Origin of the sequence: Streptomyces sp. RPT161 (assembly GCF_027533845.1) — a bacterium.
GTDB lineage: Bacteria > Actinomycetota > Actinomycetes > Streptomycetales > Streptomycetaceae > Streptantibioticus_A > Streptantibioticus_A silvisoli_A.
The window spans coordinates 731,771-748,980 of record NZ_JAPZVN010000001.1 but is presented as its reverse complement, the minus strand read 5'-3'; the positions used below and the strand labels follow the sequence as shown (position 1 = coordinate 748,980).

The window sequence follows — 17,210 nt, the reverse complement described above, 5'->3', positions numbered from 1 at the left end:
CGGGAGCCGCCCGGCGCCCGTACCTGATGTGGGAACCGACGGAGAGGCGGAGACGCGATGTGTGGTGCGCATGCGACGGCGCTTGAGTCCCACGGGAGATGGCGGGCCGCCGCGGCCCGCCATGCGCTGCTGCCGCTGCGCGTCTTCCTGGGCGTGACGTTCGTCTACGCGGGGCTGGACAAGCTCTCCCATCCCGCCTTCTTCTCCGCCGGCGCCCCGGGCTCGCTGGTCGCCACGTTGCACGCGGTGCGTGACAGCGCGGCGATACCGGCGATGGTGGATCTGGCGTTGAAGAACCCGGACGCGTTCGGCCATGCCATCGCCTTCGGTGAACTCGCCGCCGGGCTGGGCACGTTGTGCGGACTGCTGGCCCGGCCGGCCGCGCTCGGCGGTGCGTTGATCTCGCTGAGTCTGTGGCTGACGGTGAGCTGGGCGAGCACGCCGTACTACTACGGCAACGATCTGCCGTACCTGATGGCGTGGTTGCCGCTGGTGCTGGCCGGGGCGCCGTACCTGTCGCTGGACGCGCTCATCGCGCGCCGCCGGAAGTCCGCGAGCGGCTCCTGACCGACCGCGTCACCGCCCTTACCAGCCCGGTCAGCACCAGGCCGAGGCCCATCACCGGCAGGGCCATTGTGGGGCGGGGGTGCCAGGATCCGGCCGCTGCCAGCCCGAACCCGCCCGCGATGGCCAGGAAGACCAGGCCCGCCACCAGCGTCGCCGGCTCGAAGCGCCGCTCACGATCCGGTGCCACGCAGCACCACCGCCTCTCCCACGCCGACCTTCAGGTTGAGTGTGATCGTCCCGCCGGACCTGGTGCCCGCGGGCGGTTCCAGCGTCGCCGAACGGTCCATTCCAGGGGGCTGTAGGTCCACCCGGTGTGAGCCGGGCGCCTCGGGCAGTCGCAGGTCGCCGAGGCCGACCTTGGCGTGCACGTTGACCGTCGCGTCTTCCGGCACCCGTACCTCCAGTCGCCCGGCACCGATGTCCACGGTCGTGCTGGCGTTACCGCCCTTGAGGTTGAGGCCGGTGAGGTCCAAGGTGCCCTGGCCCGTGCCGAGTTGGTAGGTGGGCCGCAGCTGCGCGGCGGCCGTAGGTCGCCAGTTCTCCCGGTGCCAGTCGGTGCCCACGGACTTCGGCAGCGAGGCCGCGCCCACCAGCAGCACGGTGCTCAGCGCCGCCCACAGGATGGTGCCGCGTGCCCGGTGCCCCCGGAAGGCGCCGAGCACCAGGCACAGGCCGAACACGCCGAGCGCGCTGACCAAGCCGATCTCGATGACCGTGCCCAGCGGGTGGTGCCGCCAGGACAGCGCCGTACCGGCGCCCGCCGCGAGCACGGCGAGACAGAAGGTCCCCAGGCCGAACCCCGAGCGCTCGCGCCGCTGCCGGTACTCACCGGCGGTCCGGGGTTCCCGCGGCTCCCGGGACTTCGTGAACGGCGCCGACCACTTCTCGTACGGCGCCCCTTCGTCCGAGTCGTCGGGACCCCACAGGTACCCGGTGGACGCGTGGGCCCGGTGCTCCCGCCACCACGACGGGGCGTCGGCGGGCGGCGGCTGCGCGGCCGGGGGCGCGTCGGACACCTGGTTCGTGGCGCTGGCGGTTCCCTCACCGTCCGCCCCGGCCCGGGCCAGCGCCGACCGCCGCTGGGTGGACCAGTAGATCGCTCCGACCACCGCGGCCACCAGGCAGATGGAGAACGCCTGGCTGCTCCCGTTGTCCATGGTGGACAGGAACAGCCCCGAGCCGACCAGCGTGAACAGCAGCGCGGTCAGCGCGCTCCCCTCGATCCGGCCGGAGAGCAGCCGGTGCAGCTCGGTCTCGTCCTCACCGCGCATCGGGATCAGCAGCCACCCGATGCCGTACGCGATCAGACCGACGCCACCGGTCAGGGCGAGCACGGTGAGCACCACCCGGAAGATCACCGGGTCCATGCGGAAGTACTGGCCGAGGCCGCCGCACACACCGCCGACTACCTTCTGGCGGCGGCTGCGGGCCAGCCCCTTGCGCAGCTGTTTGCCCAGCGTGACGCGTTCCTCACCCCGCGGGTCCTCGTCTGTCATGCCTCCTATGGTGCGGGTTGCCCGCGGTCCGCCGGAATCGGTGACTCCCCTGGTCCGACCCTGATTCCTTGCTCAGGGACACCCAGGTCAGGGAAGACCTCGGGGGCAACCCTGATGCCGGACGCCGCCGCGGCATGTGACGATCGGATACATGCCTGCCGTGTCCGCGCCCGCCGGGTCCGCCCGCGCCGACTTCGACGACGATCCGCCGCCCAAGCTGTACCGCAGCTCGGAGGGCCGCATGATCGGTGGTGTGGCGCGTGGGCTGGCAGGTCACCTGGGGTTGCCGACGTCCTGGGTGCGGATCGCCTTCGCCGTGCTGCTGACCATCGGCGGCCTCGGCATTCCGCTGTACGCGGCGTTCTGGTTCGTCGTCCCGCTCGGGGTGGGCGGGGTCGACCAGGCGGCGAGGCAGCCGCTGAACCCGCGCGCCTGGCTGGCGTCCGGCCGCAAGCCCGACCGGGGGCAGATCCTCGCGATGGCCGCGGTGATCGCGGGCTTCGCGGTGCTGGTGAAGAACCTCAACCCGGGCGCCGCCAACCACTACATCTGGCCCGTCGTCCTGATCGGCGCGGGTGTGGCGCTGGTGTGGCGGCAGGCGGACAACGCCCGTCGGGCCCGCTGGGTGGAGATGAGCCGGGGCAAGCGGTTCTGGCCGGTGGCCCGGGGCGCGGCGGGCGTGATCCTGGTGGCCGCCGGCGTCACCGGCTTCCTGGTGGTGCGCAGTTCCGCGCGTGACTTCGGTGCGGTGCTCCAGGCGTCGCTCGCCGTGCTGGTCGGCATCGCGTTGCTCGCCGGGCCGTACGTGGTGCGGATGACCCAGGACCTGTCGACGGAGCGGATGATGCGCATCCGCGCACAGGAGCGCGCGGAGGTCGCGGCGCACGTCCATGACTCCGTGCTGCACACCCTGACCCTTATCCAGCGGCACGCCGACGATCCTCGCGAGGTGGCCCGGCTGGCCCGGGCGCAGGAGCGCGAGCTGCGTGCCTGGTTGTACCGGCCGGAGGGCACCGGCAAGGAGGACGAGCCGACCACGCTGGCCGACGCGGTGCGCCGGACCGCGGCCGAGGTCGAGGACCACCACGGGGTTCCGGTCGAGGTGGTGTGCGTCGGTGACTGCCCGTTGGACGGCAACCTCGGCGCCCTGATGCAGGCCGCGCGTGAGGCGATGGTCAACGCGGCCAAGTACGGTGGCGACGAAGCGGTTCAGGTGTACGCGGAGGTCGAGGACGCCCGGGTCTTCGTCTCGGTACGGGACCGTGGTCCCGGCTTCGACATCGACCAGGTGCCGGACGACCGGATGGGCGTCCGGGAGTCGATCATCGGCCGTATGAAGCGCAACGGCGGCGAGGCCCGGCTGCATGCCGCACCGGGCGGGGGTACCGAAGTGGAACTGGAAATGGAGAGGTCGGCGGGATGAGCGAACAGACGTCTGCGACGCGGCAGGTACGGGTGGTGCTCGTCGACGACCACAGGATGTTCCGCACCGGTGTGCAGGCCGAGATCGGCGACACCGGCCGCACCGGTGTCGACGTGGTCGGCGAGGCCGCCGACGTCGACCAGGCGGTGACGGTGGTGACCGCCACCCGTCCCGACGTCGTGCTGCTGGACGTCCATCTGCCGGGCGGCGGCGGGGTGGAGGTGCTGCGCCGCTGCGCGCCGTTGATGGCCGACGCCGAGCAGCCGGTGCGCTTCCTGGCGCTTTCCGTCTCCGACGCGGCCGAGGACGTCATCGGTGTCATCCGCGGCGGCGCACGCGGTTATGTGACGAAGACGATCACCGGTCCCGACCTGGTCGACTCCATCTTCCGGGTGGCCGACGGCGACGCGGTCTTCTCCCCGAGGCTGGCCGGTTTCGTCCTGGACGCCTTCGCCTCCTCCGACGCCCCACCGGTCGACGAGGACCTGGACCGGCTCACCCAACGCGAGCGCGAGGTACTGCGGTTGATCGCCCGCGGCTACGCGTACAAGGAGATCGCCAAGCAACTGTTCATCTCCGTCAAGACCGTTGAGTCCCACGTCTCGGCGGTGCTGCGCAAGCTGCAGCTCTCCAACCGCCACGAGCTGACCCGCTGGGCCACTGCCCGCAGGCTGGTCTAGTCGAGGTCAGCTCGGTGCCGCAGGCGGGGAGGGCGTCCCGCCGCCTACCGGGATCTCACCGGCAGCTCGAACCACACCGTCTTGCCGATCCCGTACGGGCGGGGCTGTACGGCCCAGGCGCTCGCAAGGATCGCCACCAGCGTCAGACCCCGGCCCGAGCAGTCCCGGGCCGAGGCCTGACGTGGCCGCGGCCAGTCGTTGTTGGCGTCCGAGACCTCGATGCGCAGGGTGTCCGCCGTGCGTACGCAGCGGACACCGATCTGACGGCCGGGCGGGACCCGGGCGTGGCGGCAGGCGTTCGTCATCAACTCGCTCAGCAGCAGTAGGGCGGTCTGCGCCGTCTCATCCGGAATGGCCCACGAACCCACCTGCTGCCGCAGCCACTTCCGGGCCCGGCCGACGCTGCGGGAGTGGCGCGGGAAGCGCCGTTCGACGTCGTTCACGGCTCATACGGTGCCGCTCCGGAAGGGGGCGTGTGGAGTGACGGTACGGGTACGGAGCGCTGTTGTGCCCGTCGCGTGACAAACACGACGGCCCGGGGTCGCAACGCCGCCGCGTGCTGGTCCCGGGCCGTCGGTTGGTCAGTGGAAGATGCCGATCCAGGAGGCGCTGGGCGCCAGGGCGGTGATGTTGAACTTGTCGCCGCAAAGGGTGATGTCCTGCTTCTTGCCGCCGCCGTCCGCGGACAGGAACGGCGTGGCTATGGAGGTCGTCTGGTTCGGCGGGGTCACCAGCGCCTTGGTGGCCTTCTGGCAACCGTACGGCTGGGAGACGAAGTCGGCCCCGGCGAACGCCGTCGTACCCGGACGCAGGGTGATGGTCGTGGTGGGGACGTACGAGGTGCGGTGTGTCGCCGCGCTGTGCTGCTTGCCCTTGGCGTCCACGTATCCCAGGCCGACGAAGCCGCGTACGGAGCAGGTGTGCTTGGAGTGGTTGGTCACCATGATGAGCGCCGAACCCTCGGTCTCGGGCCGGTCGCCGACGTTCGGCTGGAGCTGGAAGTCGGCCTTCAGGTCTCCCGTGGCGCACTGGGCGACCGTCGGGGTGGCGGCGGTGGCGGCGTTGGCCGTGCCCGCCGTGGTGAGGGTGAGGCAGCTCAGGGCGGCGAGGGCGCCAGTGGTGGCGACGGCTGCGGTGCGGAACATCTCGGTGTTTCCCCTCCTGGTCGGCGCTCCTGGCGGAGCGCTCTGCGGTGGGAGACGGGAAGGGTGGGAGAAGGGTTTCTGCTGTTACATGTCTAATACATTTGCTATGTGAACCCTCGTCAAGTCTGTCTTAAAGAGCCCGGATTGGCGATTTTCCGCCGGTCAGGCCGGCCGGGTGGCTCCGGCGAACGGCATCTCGGAGACCGGGGAGACGCGGACCGGAGCGCCCGGGTGTGGGGCGTGGATCATCTGGCCGTCACCGATGTACAGGCCGACATGGCTGATGCTGGAGTAGAAGAACACCAGGTCTCCCGGCTGGAGTTGGTCCTGCGAGATCCGCGCGCCGGCGTTGATCTGGCTGTACGTGGTGCGGGGGAGGGAGACTCCGGCGGCGGACCAGGCGGCCTGGGTGAGCCCTGAGCAGTCATAGGAGTTGGGGCCGGTCGCACCCCACACGTACGGCTTGCCCAGTTGCGCGTGCGCGAAGGCAACGGCCTGCGCGGCACGGGAGTTGGGGGCGTGGACCGGGAGGGCAACGGGGGCGGGGTGCGCGGCAACGGGGGTGTGGGGGGCCGCGGGCCGGCTCGTTGCCGCCTGGCTCGGGGGGAGTTGGCCGAGCAGCTCGCGGGCGTGGTCCAGCTCCGCGGTCACCGTCTGCCTGCTGACGGCGAGTTCGTGCTCGGTGGCCTGAAGTGTGGTGAGTTTGCGGGACGCTTGGTCGCGTAGCGCCTGTGCCTGCCGCTCCTGGGTGGTCAGGCCGCCGAGGGTCGCCGCCTGGCTGCGGCCCGCCCGTTGGAGCATGCCCGCCTGCTCCAGGTACTGGTCCGGCCGGGATGAGAGCAGCAGTCGCATGGCCGGGGCGGGGTCGCCGGAGCGGTACTGGGCGGCGGCGACCGTGCCCAGGCGGTCGCGGGACTCGTTGATCTGCTGGGTGCGGTGGGCCAACTCGTCCTGAAGTACTGCGAGTTCACCGCGCTCGGCGCCGGCCAGCGTCTTGGCCGCGTCGTACTTCTGGGTGGCCTGCTCGGCCTGCTGGTAGAGCGCGTCCACCTTCGACTTGACCTGCTCAGGTGCGGGCTTGGGGGCCGCGTGCCCGGTGTCGGTCAGGGCGCTGGCCGCGCCCGCTCCCGCGATCACGAATGTGGCGGCGGTGCGGGCGGTGGCTCCGGTGAGGGCGCGCCGCTTGGGTTTTCGGTGCGAGGCCACGGGGGTACTTCTCCGTCTCCGCGATGGCGCGGTCTTCCCCGACTGGTTCGGGGGAGCGCTTCGGTTCTGCTGAGGGACGCTAGACCGGAGGGTTACGCGGATGCGGGGCATGGATCGGGACTGGCGCCAAGCGATCATGTGGTGATCGAACATGATCGTCGTGTTATGCGGGCGACGTGGTTTCGTCGGTGGCGACGACCGAAGCGCGGGTTGGAGCGCACCCGGGTGGGAGTGGGTGCTATGGCCGAGATTAGGCTCACGCCCATGGACGTGCTGATTCATCTCTTCGTCGGCCTGCACATCATCGGCATCGCCGCGCTGCTCGGCGGCTTCCTCACCCAGATGAAGGCGATGGGGCGCGGCGAGGCCCGCATGGTCCCCGCGATGCTGCACGGCGCACTGACGATGCTCGCCACCGGCATCGTGCTGGTGGGCCTCAACGAGGCCCAGCGCCAGCACATCAACACCATCAAGATCGGCGTCAAGCTGGCGCTGCTGGTGGTGATCCTCGGCCTGGTCTACGTCAAGCGGGACGAGGAGACGGTGGAGAAGGGCGCCCTCGCCACGGTCGGCGGCCTCACGATGGCCAACATCTTCATCGCCGTCCTGTGGACGTAGGGCACCCCACCGAGGGTGGCCCCCGGCAGGGCCTTCGGGCACCGAGCCCCCGAAGGCCCTGCCGTCTCGCTACGCGGGGCGCGTCGCCCCGTAGATCGGCATCTCGGTGACGGGCTGGATGTCCACCACGGCCCCCGTGTGCGGAGCCTGGATCATCTGGCCGTTGCCTATGTACATCGCGACATGGCTGATGTCGCTGTAGTAGAAGACCAGGTCCCCGGGCTGGAGGTCCGAGACCGCGACGCGCTGGCCGACGTTCACCTGGTCCCATGTGGTGCGCGGCAGCGTGACCCCCGCGGCGGCCCACGCGGCCTGGGTGAGGCCGGAGCAGTCGTAGGAGTTGGGCCCGGTGGCGCCCCACACATACGGCTTGCCGAGCTGCGCCTTGGCGAACGCGATCGCCTTGGCCGCCTTGGCGGCGTAGGAGGATCCGGCGTACGAACCGCCGCCGCCCGACCCCGGCCCCTGCTGCGATCCCTGTGACCTCTGCTTCTGCCGCTGCTCGGCGGCCAGCCGCTCCGCCTCCCGCTGCGCCTGCTCCTCCTTCTGCTTCTGCAGCGCCGCCAGCCGTGCCTTCTGCTGCGCGGTGAGGCTGTTGAGCAGGTCCTGCGCCTGGGTGAGCTTCTTCTGCACCGTCGCCTTGTCGGTCGCCAGCTGCTGCTGCGCGTCGCTGAGCGACTGCAGGCTCCTGGCCGCGGTACCGCGCTGCCTGGCGGCCTGCGCCTGCTGGGTCTCGTAGTCCGCCAGCACCTGCTGCTCCTTGCCGGAGGCCCGGTTCAACAGGTGCGACTGGTCGAAGTACTGCTGCGGATCGGCGGCCAGGAAGAACTGCGCGGTCTTGCCCAGTCCGCCGGTGCGGTACTGCGCTGCGGCGTACTGCCCCAGCGTGCGCCGGGTGGCGTTGAGCTTCTGCGCCCCGCTCGCGACCTGGTCGAGCAGCGCGTCCGCCTTCCTGCGCTGCGCGTCGGTGTTCTCCTGCGCCTGGTTGTACTTCTGGGTGGCGACCTCGGCGTCATGGTTGAGCTGGTCGACCTGCTGCTGCACCGCCTCGATCGACGGCTGCGCGGAGGGCTGCGCCGGCGCGGCGGAGGCGGTCTCGCTCAGCAGGGTGACGGTGGCGAGCGCGGCCGAGGTCAGACCTATGGCCGAGCGGGTACCCGGTGCCGCCAGGGCGAGGCTCAGCGGTTTGCGGGCTTTGCGATGCGACGCCAACGCGGGCGCTCCTTCCGTGGACCGCTTACCGGGTTAGCTGTCGGGTTCGGGCGGTCGGAAGGTTGCCCTACGGCTCGCGCTGGGGCCGCGCGTGCCGATTCACCCCAGGTGGTGCGGATGGGTCCCCGGTTCCGGACGGGCCGGACTCAGCGGAGGCGTACGCCTCGGCATGGTCGCCGAGTTGGGGGACGGACGCCTGGTCGAGCACGCTAGCGAACGTGTGTGGCTGGTGTGAAGCCCGTGGCGTGATTTGTACGCAACCATTCCGTGATCCTGTGTGCGACCGGTCCTCCGAACGGTCCCCGGGGGCGCGTTGACCGGACCCGGCCCGGGCTGTCGGTGCGGACGCCTAGACTCGGTGGACGATGAGCAGCCTCTTCGATGACAGTTTCCTGGCCGACATGGCCGCCGCGGAGCCGGGCGGGGAACACCCTCCGCCGCCGGACGAGCACCCGGCGGAAGACCTTCCGGACGACCTGTTCGGGGGCCGGTACGACACGCCGCCGCACTCCCTGGGCACGCTGCGCGACACGTACTACCGGGACGGCGCGCCGCGGCCCGTGGTCGACGCCTCGGCCCTGCTGGAGGGGCTGAACGAGCAGCAGCGCGCCGCCGTCGTCCACTCCGGCTCACCGCTGCTCATCGTCGCCGGTGCGGGCTCCGGCAAGACCCGCGTACTGACCCACCGCATCGCCCACCTGCTCGCGGCACGCCATGTGCACCCCGGCCAGATCCTCGCGATCACCTTCACCAACAAGGCCGCGGGCGAGATGAAGGAGCGGGTGGAGCAGCTCGTCGGGCCGAGGTCCGCCGCGATGTGGGTGTCCACGTTCCACAGCGCGTGCGTGCGCATCCTGCGCCGCGAGTCCAAGAAGCTCGGTTTCACCTCCAGCTTCTCGATCTACGACGCCGCCGACTCCAAGCGCCTGATGGCGCTGGTCTGCCGCGATCTGGACCTGGACCCCAAGCAGTTCCCGCCGAAGTCGTTCAGTGCCCAGGTCTCCAACCTCAAGAACGAGCTGATCGACGAGGAGACCTTCGCCGCCCGGGCGGAGAACCCGTTCGAGAAGAAGCTCGCCGAGGCGTACGCGCTCTACCAGGCCCGGTTGCGCGAGGCCAACGCGCTGGACTTCGACGACATCATCATGACCACCGTCCACCTGCTCCAGGCGTTCCCGGACGTCAGCGAGCACTACCGGCGCCGCTTCCGGCACGTGCTGGTGGACGAGTACCAGGACACCAACCACGCGCAGTACACGCTGGTGCGCGAGCTGGTCGGCACGGCACAGTCGGCTAGCGGCACGGACGCCGCCGAGCTGTGCGTCGTCGGTGACGCGGACCAGTCGATCTACGCGTTCCGCGGCGCGACGATCCGCAACATCCTCCAGTTCGAGGAGGACTACCCGGCGGCGACCACGATCCTGCTGGAGCAGAACTACCGCTCCACGCAGACCATCCTGTCCGCCGCCAACGCGGTCATCGAACGCAACACCAGCCGCCGTCCGAAGAACCTGTGGACCGAGGCGGGCGCCGGGCCGGTGATCACCGGATATGTCGCCGACACCGAGCACGACGAGGCGCAGTACGTCGCCGAGGAGATCGACCGCCTCAGTGACGCGGGCGATGCCAAACCCTCCGATGTGGCGGTCTTCTACCGGACCAACGCCCAGTCCCGGGTCTTCGAAGAGATCTTCATCCGGGTCGGCCTGCCGTACAAGGTCGTCGGCGGTGTGCGCTTCTACGAGCGCAAGGAGGTCCGGGACGTACTGGCCTACCTACGCGTTCTGGCCAATCCGGAAGACAGTGTTCCGCTGCGCCGCATCCTCAACGTGCCCAAGCGCGGCATCGGCGAGCGCGCGGAGGCGATGATCGACGCGCTGGCGCTGCGCGAGAAGATCACCTTCCCCCAGGCACTGCGCCGGGTGGACGAGGCGTACGGCATGGCGGCCCGCTCCGCCAACGCGGTCCGGCGGTTCAACGAGCTGATGGAGGAGCTGCGGACCATCGTCGAGTCGGGTGCCGGACCGGCGACCGTGCTCGAAGCCGTACTGGAACAGACCGGCTACCTCGCCGAGTTGCAGGCGTCCACCGATCCACAGGACGAGACCCGGATCGAGAACCTCCAGGAACTCGCCGCGGTGGCTCTGGAGTTCGAGCAGGAGCAGCCGGAGGGTGTGCTCTCGGACTTCCTTGAGCAGGTAGCGCTGGTCGCCGACTCCGACCAGATCCCCGACGAGGAGGACGGCAGCGGTGTCATCACGCTGATGACGCTGCACACCGCCAAGGGCCTTGAGTTCCCGGTGGTGTTCCTGACCGGCATGGAGGACGGCGTCTTCCCGCACATGCGCGCGCTCGGCCAGACCAAGGAGCTGGAGGAGGAGCGCCGACTGGCCTATGTCGGCATCACCCGCGCCCGCGAGCGGCTGTACCTCACGCGCTCCGCGATGCGCAGCGCCTGGGGCCAGCCGTCGTACAACCCGCCGTCGCGGTTCCTTGAGGAGATTCCGGACAAGCTCATCGAGTGGAAGCGCACCGGCGGTTCGGCGCCTTCGGTGTCGGCCGCGTCCGCCGCGCTGTCGTCCGGGCGCACCGGCAAGGCGGGGCCGTCCGGGTTCGCCACCCGGCGGGCGAAGGAGCGGGAGGTCGTCTCGCTGGCGGTCGGCGACCGGGTCACCCATGACTCGTTCGGGCTCGGCACGGTGGTCGCGGTCAAGGGCAGCGGCGACAACGCCGAGGCGACGGTCGACTTCGGGGACGAGAAGCCGAAGCGGCTTTTGCTGCGGTACGCGCCGGTCGAGAAGCTCTAGGAACGATCAGGGGCTTCGGCCCCCGCCCCCTGGACCCGCCTCGTTCAGCGCGGGTCCAGGCCGTGGGAGGTCAACCACGGTAGGGGGTCGACCGGTTCGCCGCCGTGAGGGCGAACCTCGAAGTGCAGATGGGGGCCGGTGGTGTTGCCGGTGTTGCCGGAGTAGGCGATCACCGTGCCCGCCTGGACGGCGCCGCTGCGGACCTTGGTGCTGCTCAGATGGCAGTACCAGGTCTCGGTGCCGTCAGGAGCGGTGACTATGGCCATGTTGCCGTAGGACGGATTCCACTTGGTGCGGACCGTGCCGTCCGTGGCCGCCACGACGGGGGTGCCCTCGCTCACCGGGAAGTCGATACCGGTGTGCACCGACATCCAGTTGATGCCCGCCTGGCCGAAGTAGGCGCTCAATCCCCGCTGGGCGACCGGCAGTACGAACTTCGGCCGCATCGCTTCCTTACGGGCCGCCTCGGCCGCCTTCCGTTTGGCCTCCTCGGCCTGCCGGTTCCTGAGGTCGAGGCGCTGCTGGGCGCGGCTGGCCCGGTCGGCGAAGTCGTCGGCACCGTGGCTGACATCGGACAGCTGCTGGTCGAGTTTGGTGGCCGGGGCCTGGGTTGGGGTGGCCTCGGCCTGGGGCGGCGCGCCGTCGTGGTGTCCGGCGGCGACGCTGCTCACCGCGGCGGCGGTGACCCCCATGACGGCCATCGACGGCACGCCGACGGTGAGCATCGCGGACCGCCGGGAGCGTCTGACGGCGCGCCGCCGGCGTCCCGGTCCGCCCGACTGCCTTACGGCGGGCTCGGGTTGGGGCGCCGGGGGCGGGAGTTCGTCCTGCGCCGGTTCGGCGGGTTCCGTTATTACCGCCGTATAGTCATCGATTTCCTGGGGGTCGAGGACGTAGCTGCCGGTCTCATACGTCCCCGTGTCGTATGTGTGGAATACCGGGTAGCCGCCGGTGTCATGGACCTCGTGAAAGCCCTGCGCGGTACAGGGGTCATATGCGCTGCCCGGGGCGTATGCGACGGCCGTGCTGTCGAAGTGCGCATACGTGCCGGTCTCGTACGCCCCGGTGGAATAACCGTCGTAGCCGTACGTGCCGTACTCGTCCACCGCCAACTTCGCTTTCGCCTCGGCATCGGAAGAATCAGCGGCGACTGTATCCCGCACTACCGGACGGCGACAATCTACGCGCCGATTCGGGCATGCGCGCGAAGAACATCCGAGCGCTCGGAGTCATGCGGCGTCCACGGCTCCGTCGGATTCCTCCTCGGTGCTCAGTGTCTGCCGAATCGCCGCGACCACCGCGCTGTTGACCGGGAACGTCAGATGTCCGATGCCCGGCGCCAGGACGTTGCGGGCGGTCAGGTCGGGATGGTCGAGCCGGGCGGTTTCGGCGGGCACCATGAATTCGTCGAGTTCGCTCCAGAAAGCGACGAAGCGGGTGCGGCAGCCGATCGCCGGTTTCCCGAGTTCGCGCAGCAGTTCGGAATTCGGCCGCATTTGCCGAATGAGCGGGTGCGGGCTGGCGAACGGTATGACACGGGTACCGGAGTGCGGTGTGCCGAGGGTGATGAGCGTGCGCACCCGGGCGTCGCCGCCCAGCCGTTGCACGTAATAGCGGGCGACCAGGCCGCCCAGGCTGTGTCCGACGATGTCGATCCGCTGGTGACCGGTGAGTTCGCACAGCCGCTCCACCTGCTGTCCCAATAACGCCGCCGCGTCGCGCACATCGCCGGTCAGTGGCGAGTAGTTGAGCGCCTGCACGGTCGTCCAGCCGTGCCGCCGCAGGCTGCGGGAGAGCAGGGCGAAGACCGACCGGTTGTCCACGAAGCCGTGCAGCAGCAGCACCGGCGGCGGCCCGCTCGGCGCGGCCGGAATCCGGCGGCCGGCGAGCGCGTCGTCCGCGGCGGCCTGCGCGTCGGCGGCGCGCTCCTGGAGGACACCGGTGGGGTAGAGGAGGAGGTGCCCGGTGAGCACCGCCAGCTCCACGCTGGTGGCCCGGAGCAGTGCGAGCGAGCGCATCAGTCCGCGCCAGCCCACGTCCGTCAAGGACAGATCAACCATGGCCCGACCTCCCCCTTTTCGGCGCAGGGAAGACAGGCCTGGCCCCCCGCGGCCCTTGTGGGTCGCCGGGTGGTGCCCGTGGCCCGCCCGCACCGACGGTGTCGGCGGGCAAAGCCGTACCGCCGCGCCGTGCGGCTGACGGCGCGGGGGTACGGCGACCTGGCTGCGGCTCCCCAGGTAGACGAGCGGCCCGCCTGCCACCACCCGGTCGCTACGGGTGGCGCGCTACGACGAGGCGCTACAAACGACGAGGGCGCAGATGCGGGCCGATCGCTGTGCGAACGTGTCCCACGTGTGATTTCCCCCTCCCTGCGCACCGTGAAACTGCCGTGTGCGCAATGCTGGAGATAACGTTCGTTCACGCTGGAGCCGAATGGCGCTCGATGGCAGCGATGGCATGGCATGGAGGCAGTGATGGGTGTGTCCGGTCCGATCCGCGTGGTGGTGGCCAAGCCGGGTCTCGACGGCCACGACCGGGGGGCCAAGGTCATCGCGCGGGCGCTGCGCGACGCGGGCATGGAGGTCATCTACACCGGTCTGCACCAGACCCCGGAGCAGATCGTGGACACCGCGATCCAGGAGGACGCCGACGCGATCGGCCTGTCCATCCTCTCCGGCGCGCACATGACCTTGTTCGCCAAGGTGATCGAGCTGCTGCGGGACCGGGACGCGAGCGACATCAAGGTGTTCGGCGGAGGGATCATCCCCGAGGCGGACATCCCTCCGCTCAAGGAGCTGGGCGTCGCGGCGATCTTCACCCCGGGCACGCCGACCGGCGACGTGGTGACCTGGGTGCGGGAGAACGTACGGCAGCCCGCCCAGGCCTGAACGACATCCCCGGCCGAGCGGTCGGGACTACCCCGCCAGCTCCGCCAGCATGGCCGCGCGTAGCCGCAGCGTACTGACCAGCCGCTGGAACGCCTCCGACCAGTACGCCCCGGCGCCCGGAGAGGCGTTGGAGCCGTCCTCCGGGGTCGCGGTGAGCGGGTCCAGGCGGTCCGCGAGCGCCGGGTCGAGACAGCGTTCCGCAAGGCCCATCACGCCGCTGAAGCTCCACGGGTAGCTGCCCGCCTCGCGGGCGATGTCCAGCGCGTCGACCACCGCCCGGCCCAGCGGCTCGGCCCACGGCACCGCGCACGCGCCCAGCAACTGGAACGCCTCCGACAGACCGTGCCCGGCGACGAACTCGGCCACCCACACGGCCCGTTCGTTCTCCGGCAGCACGGACAGCAGCTTCGCCGGATCCCCGACGGCCACCACCGCACCCGCCGGTACCGGCGGCGGCCCGAGCAGCGCCCTGGCCCACTCGGCGTCCCGCTGCCGCACCGCCGCGCGGCACCACGCCGCGTGCAGGTCCGGCTGCCAGTCGTCGGCCACCTCCAGCGCCACGATCTGCTCCGGCGTGCGGCCCCCGAACCGGGCGGGCCATATCCCCAGCGGTGCGCCTTCCACCAACTGGCCCAGCCACCAGGACCGTTCACCACGCCCCGGCGGCGGACCGGCGGTGACCCCGTCCCGTTCCATCGCCGGATCGCAGGCGTGCGGCGCCTCGACCGCGATGCGCGGAACGACCCCCGTACGGTCCAACGCGACACAGGCCAGGGCCCGTTCGGCCATGCGGTGGGAGAGCGCGGAGCCGGGCAGCGCGGACAGCAGCTCGGCGGCGGTGGCGCGGACGTTGCGGCTGCGGTCGGTGAGCGCCTGCTCCAGGAACGGCTCGTCGTCAGGGCCGAGACCGCCGCGCAGCGCGTCCAGGAACAGCAACCGGTCCTCGGCCCGCTCCTGCGCCCAGGTGCCGCTCAGCAGCGCCAGTCCGGCGGCCGGATCCCGCTCCCGTACACCGGTGAGCAGTGCGACGCGTTCGGCGAACAGGCCCTCCGCCCACAGCCGCCGGGCCGCCTGCGGGTCGGCGGCGGCGTCTCCGGCCGCACCGCGGTTGCCCGCGCGCAGGGCGAACCTCCACTCCGGGTTCAGCTCGGCGAGCCACACGGCGCGCGGACCGGCCAGGGCCAGTGCGTCGGGCCGCAGATCGGTGCGCGCCCGGGCGGCGTCCAGCAGATCCGGTAGCACCGCGGCCGGGGCGCGGTAGCCGTGCCGTCCGGCCGCGGCCAGCCACTGCGGCAGCAGTTCGGCGAGGCTCGGTGCCGCGCCGCGCCGTCCGCCCCCCGAACCGCCCTGGTGCGTACGGTCGTTGAGCAGGTCGCGGAGCCTGGCCCGGGCGGCCGGCGGGGGCAGCGGACGCGGATCGTCCGGAGCCGGTGCGGGATGTGGTGCGCTACGGGCCGGGCGCAGTCCGGCGCGGCGGCGCACCGTGGCCACGGCCGCCGCGTCCAGCAGCGCGGCCGCCGGGTCGGGGTGCTCGTCGCCGGTCTCGATGGGCGGTCTGCGCCTGGCGGTGCCCAGCAGTGCGGCGGACACCAGCTCCTCCCAGGCCGGTGCCGCACGCTCGGTGATGCTCATGGTTCCCCTCCCGTTCGTTGCCGCCGCCAAGGCGCCGCGAGCCGCGTCACAGCGCCACCGCCTGCGCCGCCCCGTCGCCCGCCGACCAGGTGGTCAGTGGGGTGAAACCGCGGTGCCCCACGGTGCCGAAGACGGTGACCGGATGGCCGCCGGAGACCGCGGCGAGCCGCCACAGGCCTGGCCGTCCCAGCCGCCGCGGATCCACCGGAAGCGCCGAGTCCCCCTGTCCGTCGGCCAGTTGCCAGCCGCTCTGGTCGGGTATCGGCACCACCCCGGAGAGCACCACCGGCCATTCGTCCAGCCAGGGGTCCGCGCGCAGCGCCTCTCCGTACCCGGACAGTGCCTCCCCGACCGGCACGCCCTGCGGTGTGTGGCCCGGGACCGGTGGGCCGTGCCGGGTGCCCAGCGCGGCGCGCAGCGGCAGCCCACCCGGGTGGTAGGCCAGCTCGGCCTCCAGCGACCGGCCCACCGGCAGCGCCACCTCCGGCGCCCGGCCCGCCGCTCCGAACGACAGCAGCAGCGCCGAGCGACCGCTGCGCACACCGCGCAACCAGATGCGGCGGGTGGTCATCGCCCCGTCCACACTGTCCTGTTGGGCGAGCACCAGCCAGCTGTCCCGGAGCGTCGGACCGGCCAGCAACTCCGCGCCGACGGTGGTGAATCCGAGCCGGGCACGGACCGTGTCGGCCAGCGGGCCGGGCAGCGAGTCCAGGGCGAGGCAGCCGCGGGCCAGCAGGTGCAGCATCGCGTACTCCTCCAGCAGCCGCGACGGCCAGTCGCCGCCGGACATCGGTATCGCCCCCAACTCCCGGGCCCGCGCGGCGAGTCCGGGCGCTTGGGCGTCGACCATGCGGGCGGCCACGCCGTGCCAGCCGTGCTGGTCCTCCCGGCCCGTGGCGAGCCCGCCGCGCAACTGGTCGACCAGCCGGGCCTCCAGCTCGACCGCGCCCGCCGCCACCCGCTGGGCGCGCCGCTCAGTTCGTCTGCGGGCCGCCTGCGGGCCGCCCGCCGCGCCCCCGCCGTCGCGCCTGGCCGCCTTCTCGCGCACAGCCGCCGTGCGCTTGGCACACCACTGCGCCACCCACTCCGGCGGCTCTGCCTCGTGCGTGCCCGCGGGCAACTCGCGCCGCGCCCACAGCAGCAGCACCCCCAGGGCGTGCTTGCACGGGAACTTGCGGCTGGGACAGCTGCAGTTGAACGCCGGACCCGCGAGATCGACGGCCGTGCGGTACGGCTTGCCGCCGCTGCCCGCGCACAGCCCCCACACCACCGCACCGCCACCGTCCCCCGACGGTCCCGCGGTGCCCGTGCCGGACCACGGCCCTGGTACGGCCAGCCGGGTACCCGCCTTGTGTGACGCGGCGTCAGGAGCAAGCGCGAGCACCTGCTCCACCGACCACCGCTGCTCGGTGTCCTCCATGCCCACGACGCTACGAGCCACCACTGACAACCGGCTCTGACCTGCGGCTTACCCCTCTCCAAGGGGGATTGTCAGTGGTCTCGTGCAACCTGGGGCCACACAAGTTCCCTGCCTGG

General features: G+C 71.4%; 15 protein-coding genes, 1 pseudogene and 1 riboswitch. Of the genes and pseudogenes, 6 read left to right on the top strand and 10 right to left on the bottom strand.

Features of this window, described 5'->3' with window-relative positions; all coding sequences use genetic code 11:
• The first annotated feature begins 57 nt into the window (after window positions 1-57).
• Complete coding sequence (locus tag O5O46_RS03385; protein WP_269853674.1) at window positions 58-567, top strand: DoxX family protein; 510 nt, start codon at window positions 58-60, stop codon at window positions 565-567.
• On the opposite strand, the gene O5O46_RS03380 is transcribed toward O5O46_RS03385, so the two are convergent.
• Both O5O46_RS03380 and O5O46_RS03375 read right to left on the bottom strand, forming a co-directional pair.
• Complete coding sequence (locus tag O5O46_RS03380; protein ID WP_269853673.1) at window positions 530-754, bottom strand: hypothetical protein; 225 nt, start codon at window positions 752-754, stop codon at window positions 530-532. The genes O5O46_RS03385 and O5O46_RS03380 overlap by 38 nt on opposite strands.
• Complete coding sequence (locus O5O46_RS03375) at window positions 738-2,063, bottom strand: PspC domain-containing protein (protein ID WP_269853672.1); 1,326 nt, start codon at window positions 2,061-2,063, stop codon at window positions 738-740. The genes O5O46_RS03380 and O5O46_RS03375 overlap by 17 nt, the downstream gene beginning before the upstream one ends.
• A gap of 151 nt (window positions 2,064-2,214) precedes the next feature.
• Between O5O46_RS03375 and O5O46_RS03370 the strand changes: the two genes are divergently transcribed.
• Entirely contained in the window at window positions 2,215-3,486 is a 1,272-nt protein-coding gene (locus O5O46_RS03370; protein WP_269853671.1) for an ATP-binding protein, read from the top strand.
• Complete coding sequence (locus tag O5O46_RS03365) at window positions 3,483-4,166, top strand: LuxR C-terminal-related transcriptional regulator (protein WP_269853670.1); 684 nt, start codon at window positions 3,483-3,485, stop codon at window positions 4,164-4,166. Before O5O46_RS03370 ends, O5O46_RS03365 begins: the two co-directional genes overlap by 4 nt.
• A 44-nt stretch (window positions 4,167-4,210) precedes the next feature.
• Here O5O46_RS03365 and O5O46_RS03360 read toward each other — a convergent pair whose 3' ends face one another.
• The 3 genes from O5O46_RS03360 to O5O46_RS03350 all read right to left on the bottom strand — a co-directional run bounded on the left by O5O46_RS03360 (window position 4,211) and on the right by O5O46_RS03350 (window position 6,517).
• Window positions 4,211-4,609 (bottom strand): ATP-binding protein, encoded by a 399-nt coding sequence (locus tag O5O46_RS03360; RefSeq protein ID WP_269853669.1) that lies wholly within the window; start codon window positions 4,607-4,609, stop codon window positions 4,211-4,213.
• A gap of 138 nt (window positions 4,610-4,747) precedes the next feature.
• Window positions 4,748-5,311: a DUF4232 domain-containing protein gene (locus O5O46_RS03355; RefSeq protein WP_269853668.1), complete on the bottom strand. Its 564-nt coding sequence runs from the start codon at window positions 5,309-5,311 to the stop codon at window positions 4,748-4,750.
• Window positions 5,312-5,473: 162 nt separating this feature from the next.
• Complete coding sequence (locus tag O5O46_RS03350) at window positions 5,474-6,517, bottom strand: C40 family peptidase (protein ID WP_269853667.1); 1,044 nt, start codon at window positions 6,515-6,517, stop codon at window positions 5,474-5,476.
• A 264-nt stretch (window positions 6,518-6,781) separates the two neighbouring features.
• Between O5O46_RS03350 and O5O46_RS03345 the strand changes: the two genes are divergently transcribed.
• The gene (locus tag O5O46_RS03345; RefSeq protein ID WP_269853666.1) at window positions 6,782-7,135 is read left to right on the top strand and encodes a hypothetical protein; all 354 of its coding nucleotides are present in this window, start codon (window positions 6,782-6,784) and stop codon (window positions 7,133-7,135) included.
• A gap of 69 nt (window positions 7,136-7,204) precedes the next feature.
• Here the strand turns inward: O5O46_RS03345 and O5O46_RS03340 are convergent, their stop codons facing one another.
• The gene (locus O5O46_RS03340; protein ID WP_269853665.1) at window positions 7,205-8,347 is read right to left on the bottom strand and encodes a C40 family peptidase; all 1,143 of its coding nucleotides are present in this window, start codon (window positions 8,345-8,347) and stop codon (window positions 7,205-7,207) included.
• Between the two features lie 7 nt (window positions 8,348-8,354).
• A riboswitch (cyclic di-AMP (ydaO/yuaA leader) is annotated at window positions 8,355-8,509 on the bottom strand.
• Window positions 8,510-8,712: 203 nt separating this feature from the next.
• Here O5O46_RS03340 and pcrA point away from each other — a divergent pair.
• Window positions 8,713-11,154, top strand: coding sequence for a DNA helicase PcrA (pcrA, locus tag O5O46_RS03335; RefSeq protein WP_269853664.1), 2,442 nt, complete (start codon window positions 8,713-8,715; stop codon window positions 11,152-11,154).
• A 44-nt stretch (window positions 11,155-11,198) separates the two neighbouring features.
• Here pcrA and O5O46_RS35430 read toward each other — a convergent pair.
• Window positions 11,199-11,747: pseudogene (locus O5O46_RS35430) on the bottom strand (M23 family metallopeptidase); the annotation flags it as partial.
• A 636-nt stretch (window positions 11,748-12,383) separates the two neighbouring features.
• Window positions 12,384-13,214 (bottom strand): esterase/lipase family protein, encoded by an 831-nt coding sequence (locus tag O5O46_RS03325; protein WP_269853663.1) that lies wholly within the window; start codon window positions 13,212-13,214, stop codon window positions 12,384-12,386.
• A gap of 414 nt (window positions 13,215-13,628) precedes the next feature.
• On the opposite strand from O5O46_RS03325, the gene O5O46_RS03320 reads away from it, so the two are divergent.
• Complete coding sequence (locus O5O46_RS03320) at window positions 13,629-14,042, top strand: cobalamin B12-binding domain-containing protein (RefSeq protein ID WP_269853662.1); 414 nt, start codon at window positions 13,629-13,631, stop codon at window positions 14,040-14,042.
• A 27-nt stretch (window positions 14,043-14,069) separates the two neighbouring features.
• On the opposite strand, the gene O5O46_RS03315 is transcribed toward O5O46_RS03320, so the two are convergent.
• Together O5O46_RS03315 and O5O46_RS03310 are read right to left on the bottom strand one after the other, a co-directional pair.
• The gene (locus O5O46_RS03315) at window positions 14,070-15,674 is read right to left on the bottom strand and encodes a DUF5691 domain-containing protein (RefSeq protein WP_269853661.1); all 1,605 of its coding nucleotides are present in this window, start codon (window positions 15,672-15,674) and stop codon (window positions 14,070-14,072) included.
• Window positions 15,675-15,720: 46 nt separating this feature from the next.
• Window positions 15,721-17,094 (bottom strand): SWIM zinc finger family protein, encoded by a 1,374-nt coding sequence (locus O5O46_RS03310; RefSeq protein ID WP_269853660.1) that lies wholly within the window; start codon window positions 17,092-17,094, stop codon window positions 15,721-15,723.
• Between the last annotated feature and the right edge of the window lie 116 nt (window positions 17,095-17,210).

What these genes read in the sequence shown, in the direction of transcription:
- O5O46_RS03385 (WP_269853674.1), top strand. Translation starts at nt 58, where the DNA reads ATGTGTGGTGCGCATGCGACGGCGCTTGAGTCCCACGGGAGATGGCGG.
- O5O46_RS03375 (WP_269853672.1), bottom strand. Translation starts at nt 2,063, where the DNA reads ATGACAGACGAGGACCCGCGGGGTGAGGAACGCGTCACGCTGGGCAAA.
- O5O46_RS03370 (WP_269853671.1), top strand. Translation starts at nt 2,215, where the DNA reads ATGCCTGCCGTGTCCGCGCCCGCCGGGTCCGCCCGCGCCGACTTCGAC.
- O5O46_RS03365 (WP_269853670.1), top strand. Translation starts at nt 3,483, where the DNA reads ATGAGCGAACAGACGTCTGCGACGCGGCAGGTACGGGTGGTGCTCGTC.
- O5O46_RS03355 (WP_269853668.1), bottom strand. Translation starts at nt 5,311, where the DNA reads ATGTTCCGCACCGCAGCCGTCGCCACCACTGGCGCCCTCGCCGCCCTG.
- O5O46_RS03345 (WP_269853666.1), top strand. Translation starts at nt 6,782, where the DNA reads ATGGACGTGCTGATTCATCTCTTCGTCGGCCTGCACATCATCGGCATC.
- pcrA (WP_269853664.1), top strand. Translation starts at nt 8,713, where the DNA reads ATGAGCAGCCTCTTCGATGACAGTTTCCTGGCCGACATGGCCGCCGCG.
- O5O46_RS03325 (WP_269853663.1), bottom strand. Translation starts at nt 13,214, where the DNA reads ATGGTTGATCTGTCCTTGACGGACGTGGGCTGGCGCGGACTGATGCGC.
- O5O46_RS03320 (WP_269853662.1), top strand. Translation starts at nt 13,629, where the DNA reads ATGGGTGTGTCCGGTCCGATCCGCGTGGTGGTGGCCAAGCCGGGTCTC.
- O5O46_RS03315 (WP_269853661.1), bottom strand. Translation starts at nt 15,674, where the DNA reads ATGAGCATCACCGAGCGTGCGGCACCGGCCTGGGAGGAGCTGGTGTCC.
- O5O46_RS03310 (WP_269853660.1), bottom strand. Translation starts at nt 17,094, where the DNA reads ATGGAGGACACCGAGCAGCGGTGGTCGGTGGAGCAGGTGCTCGCGCTT.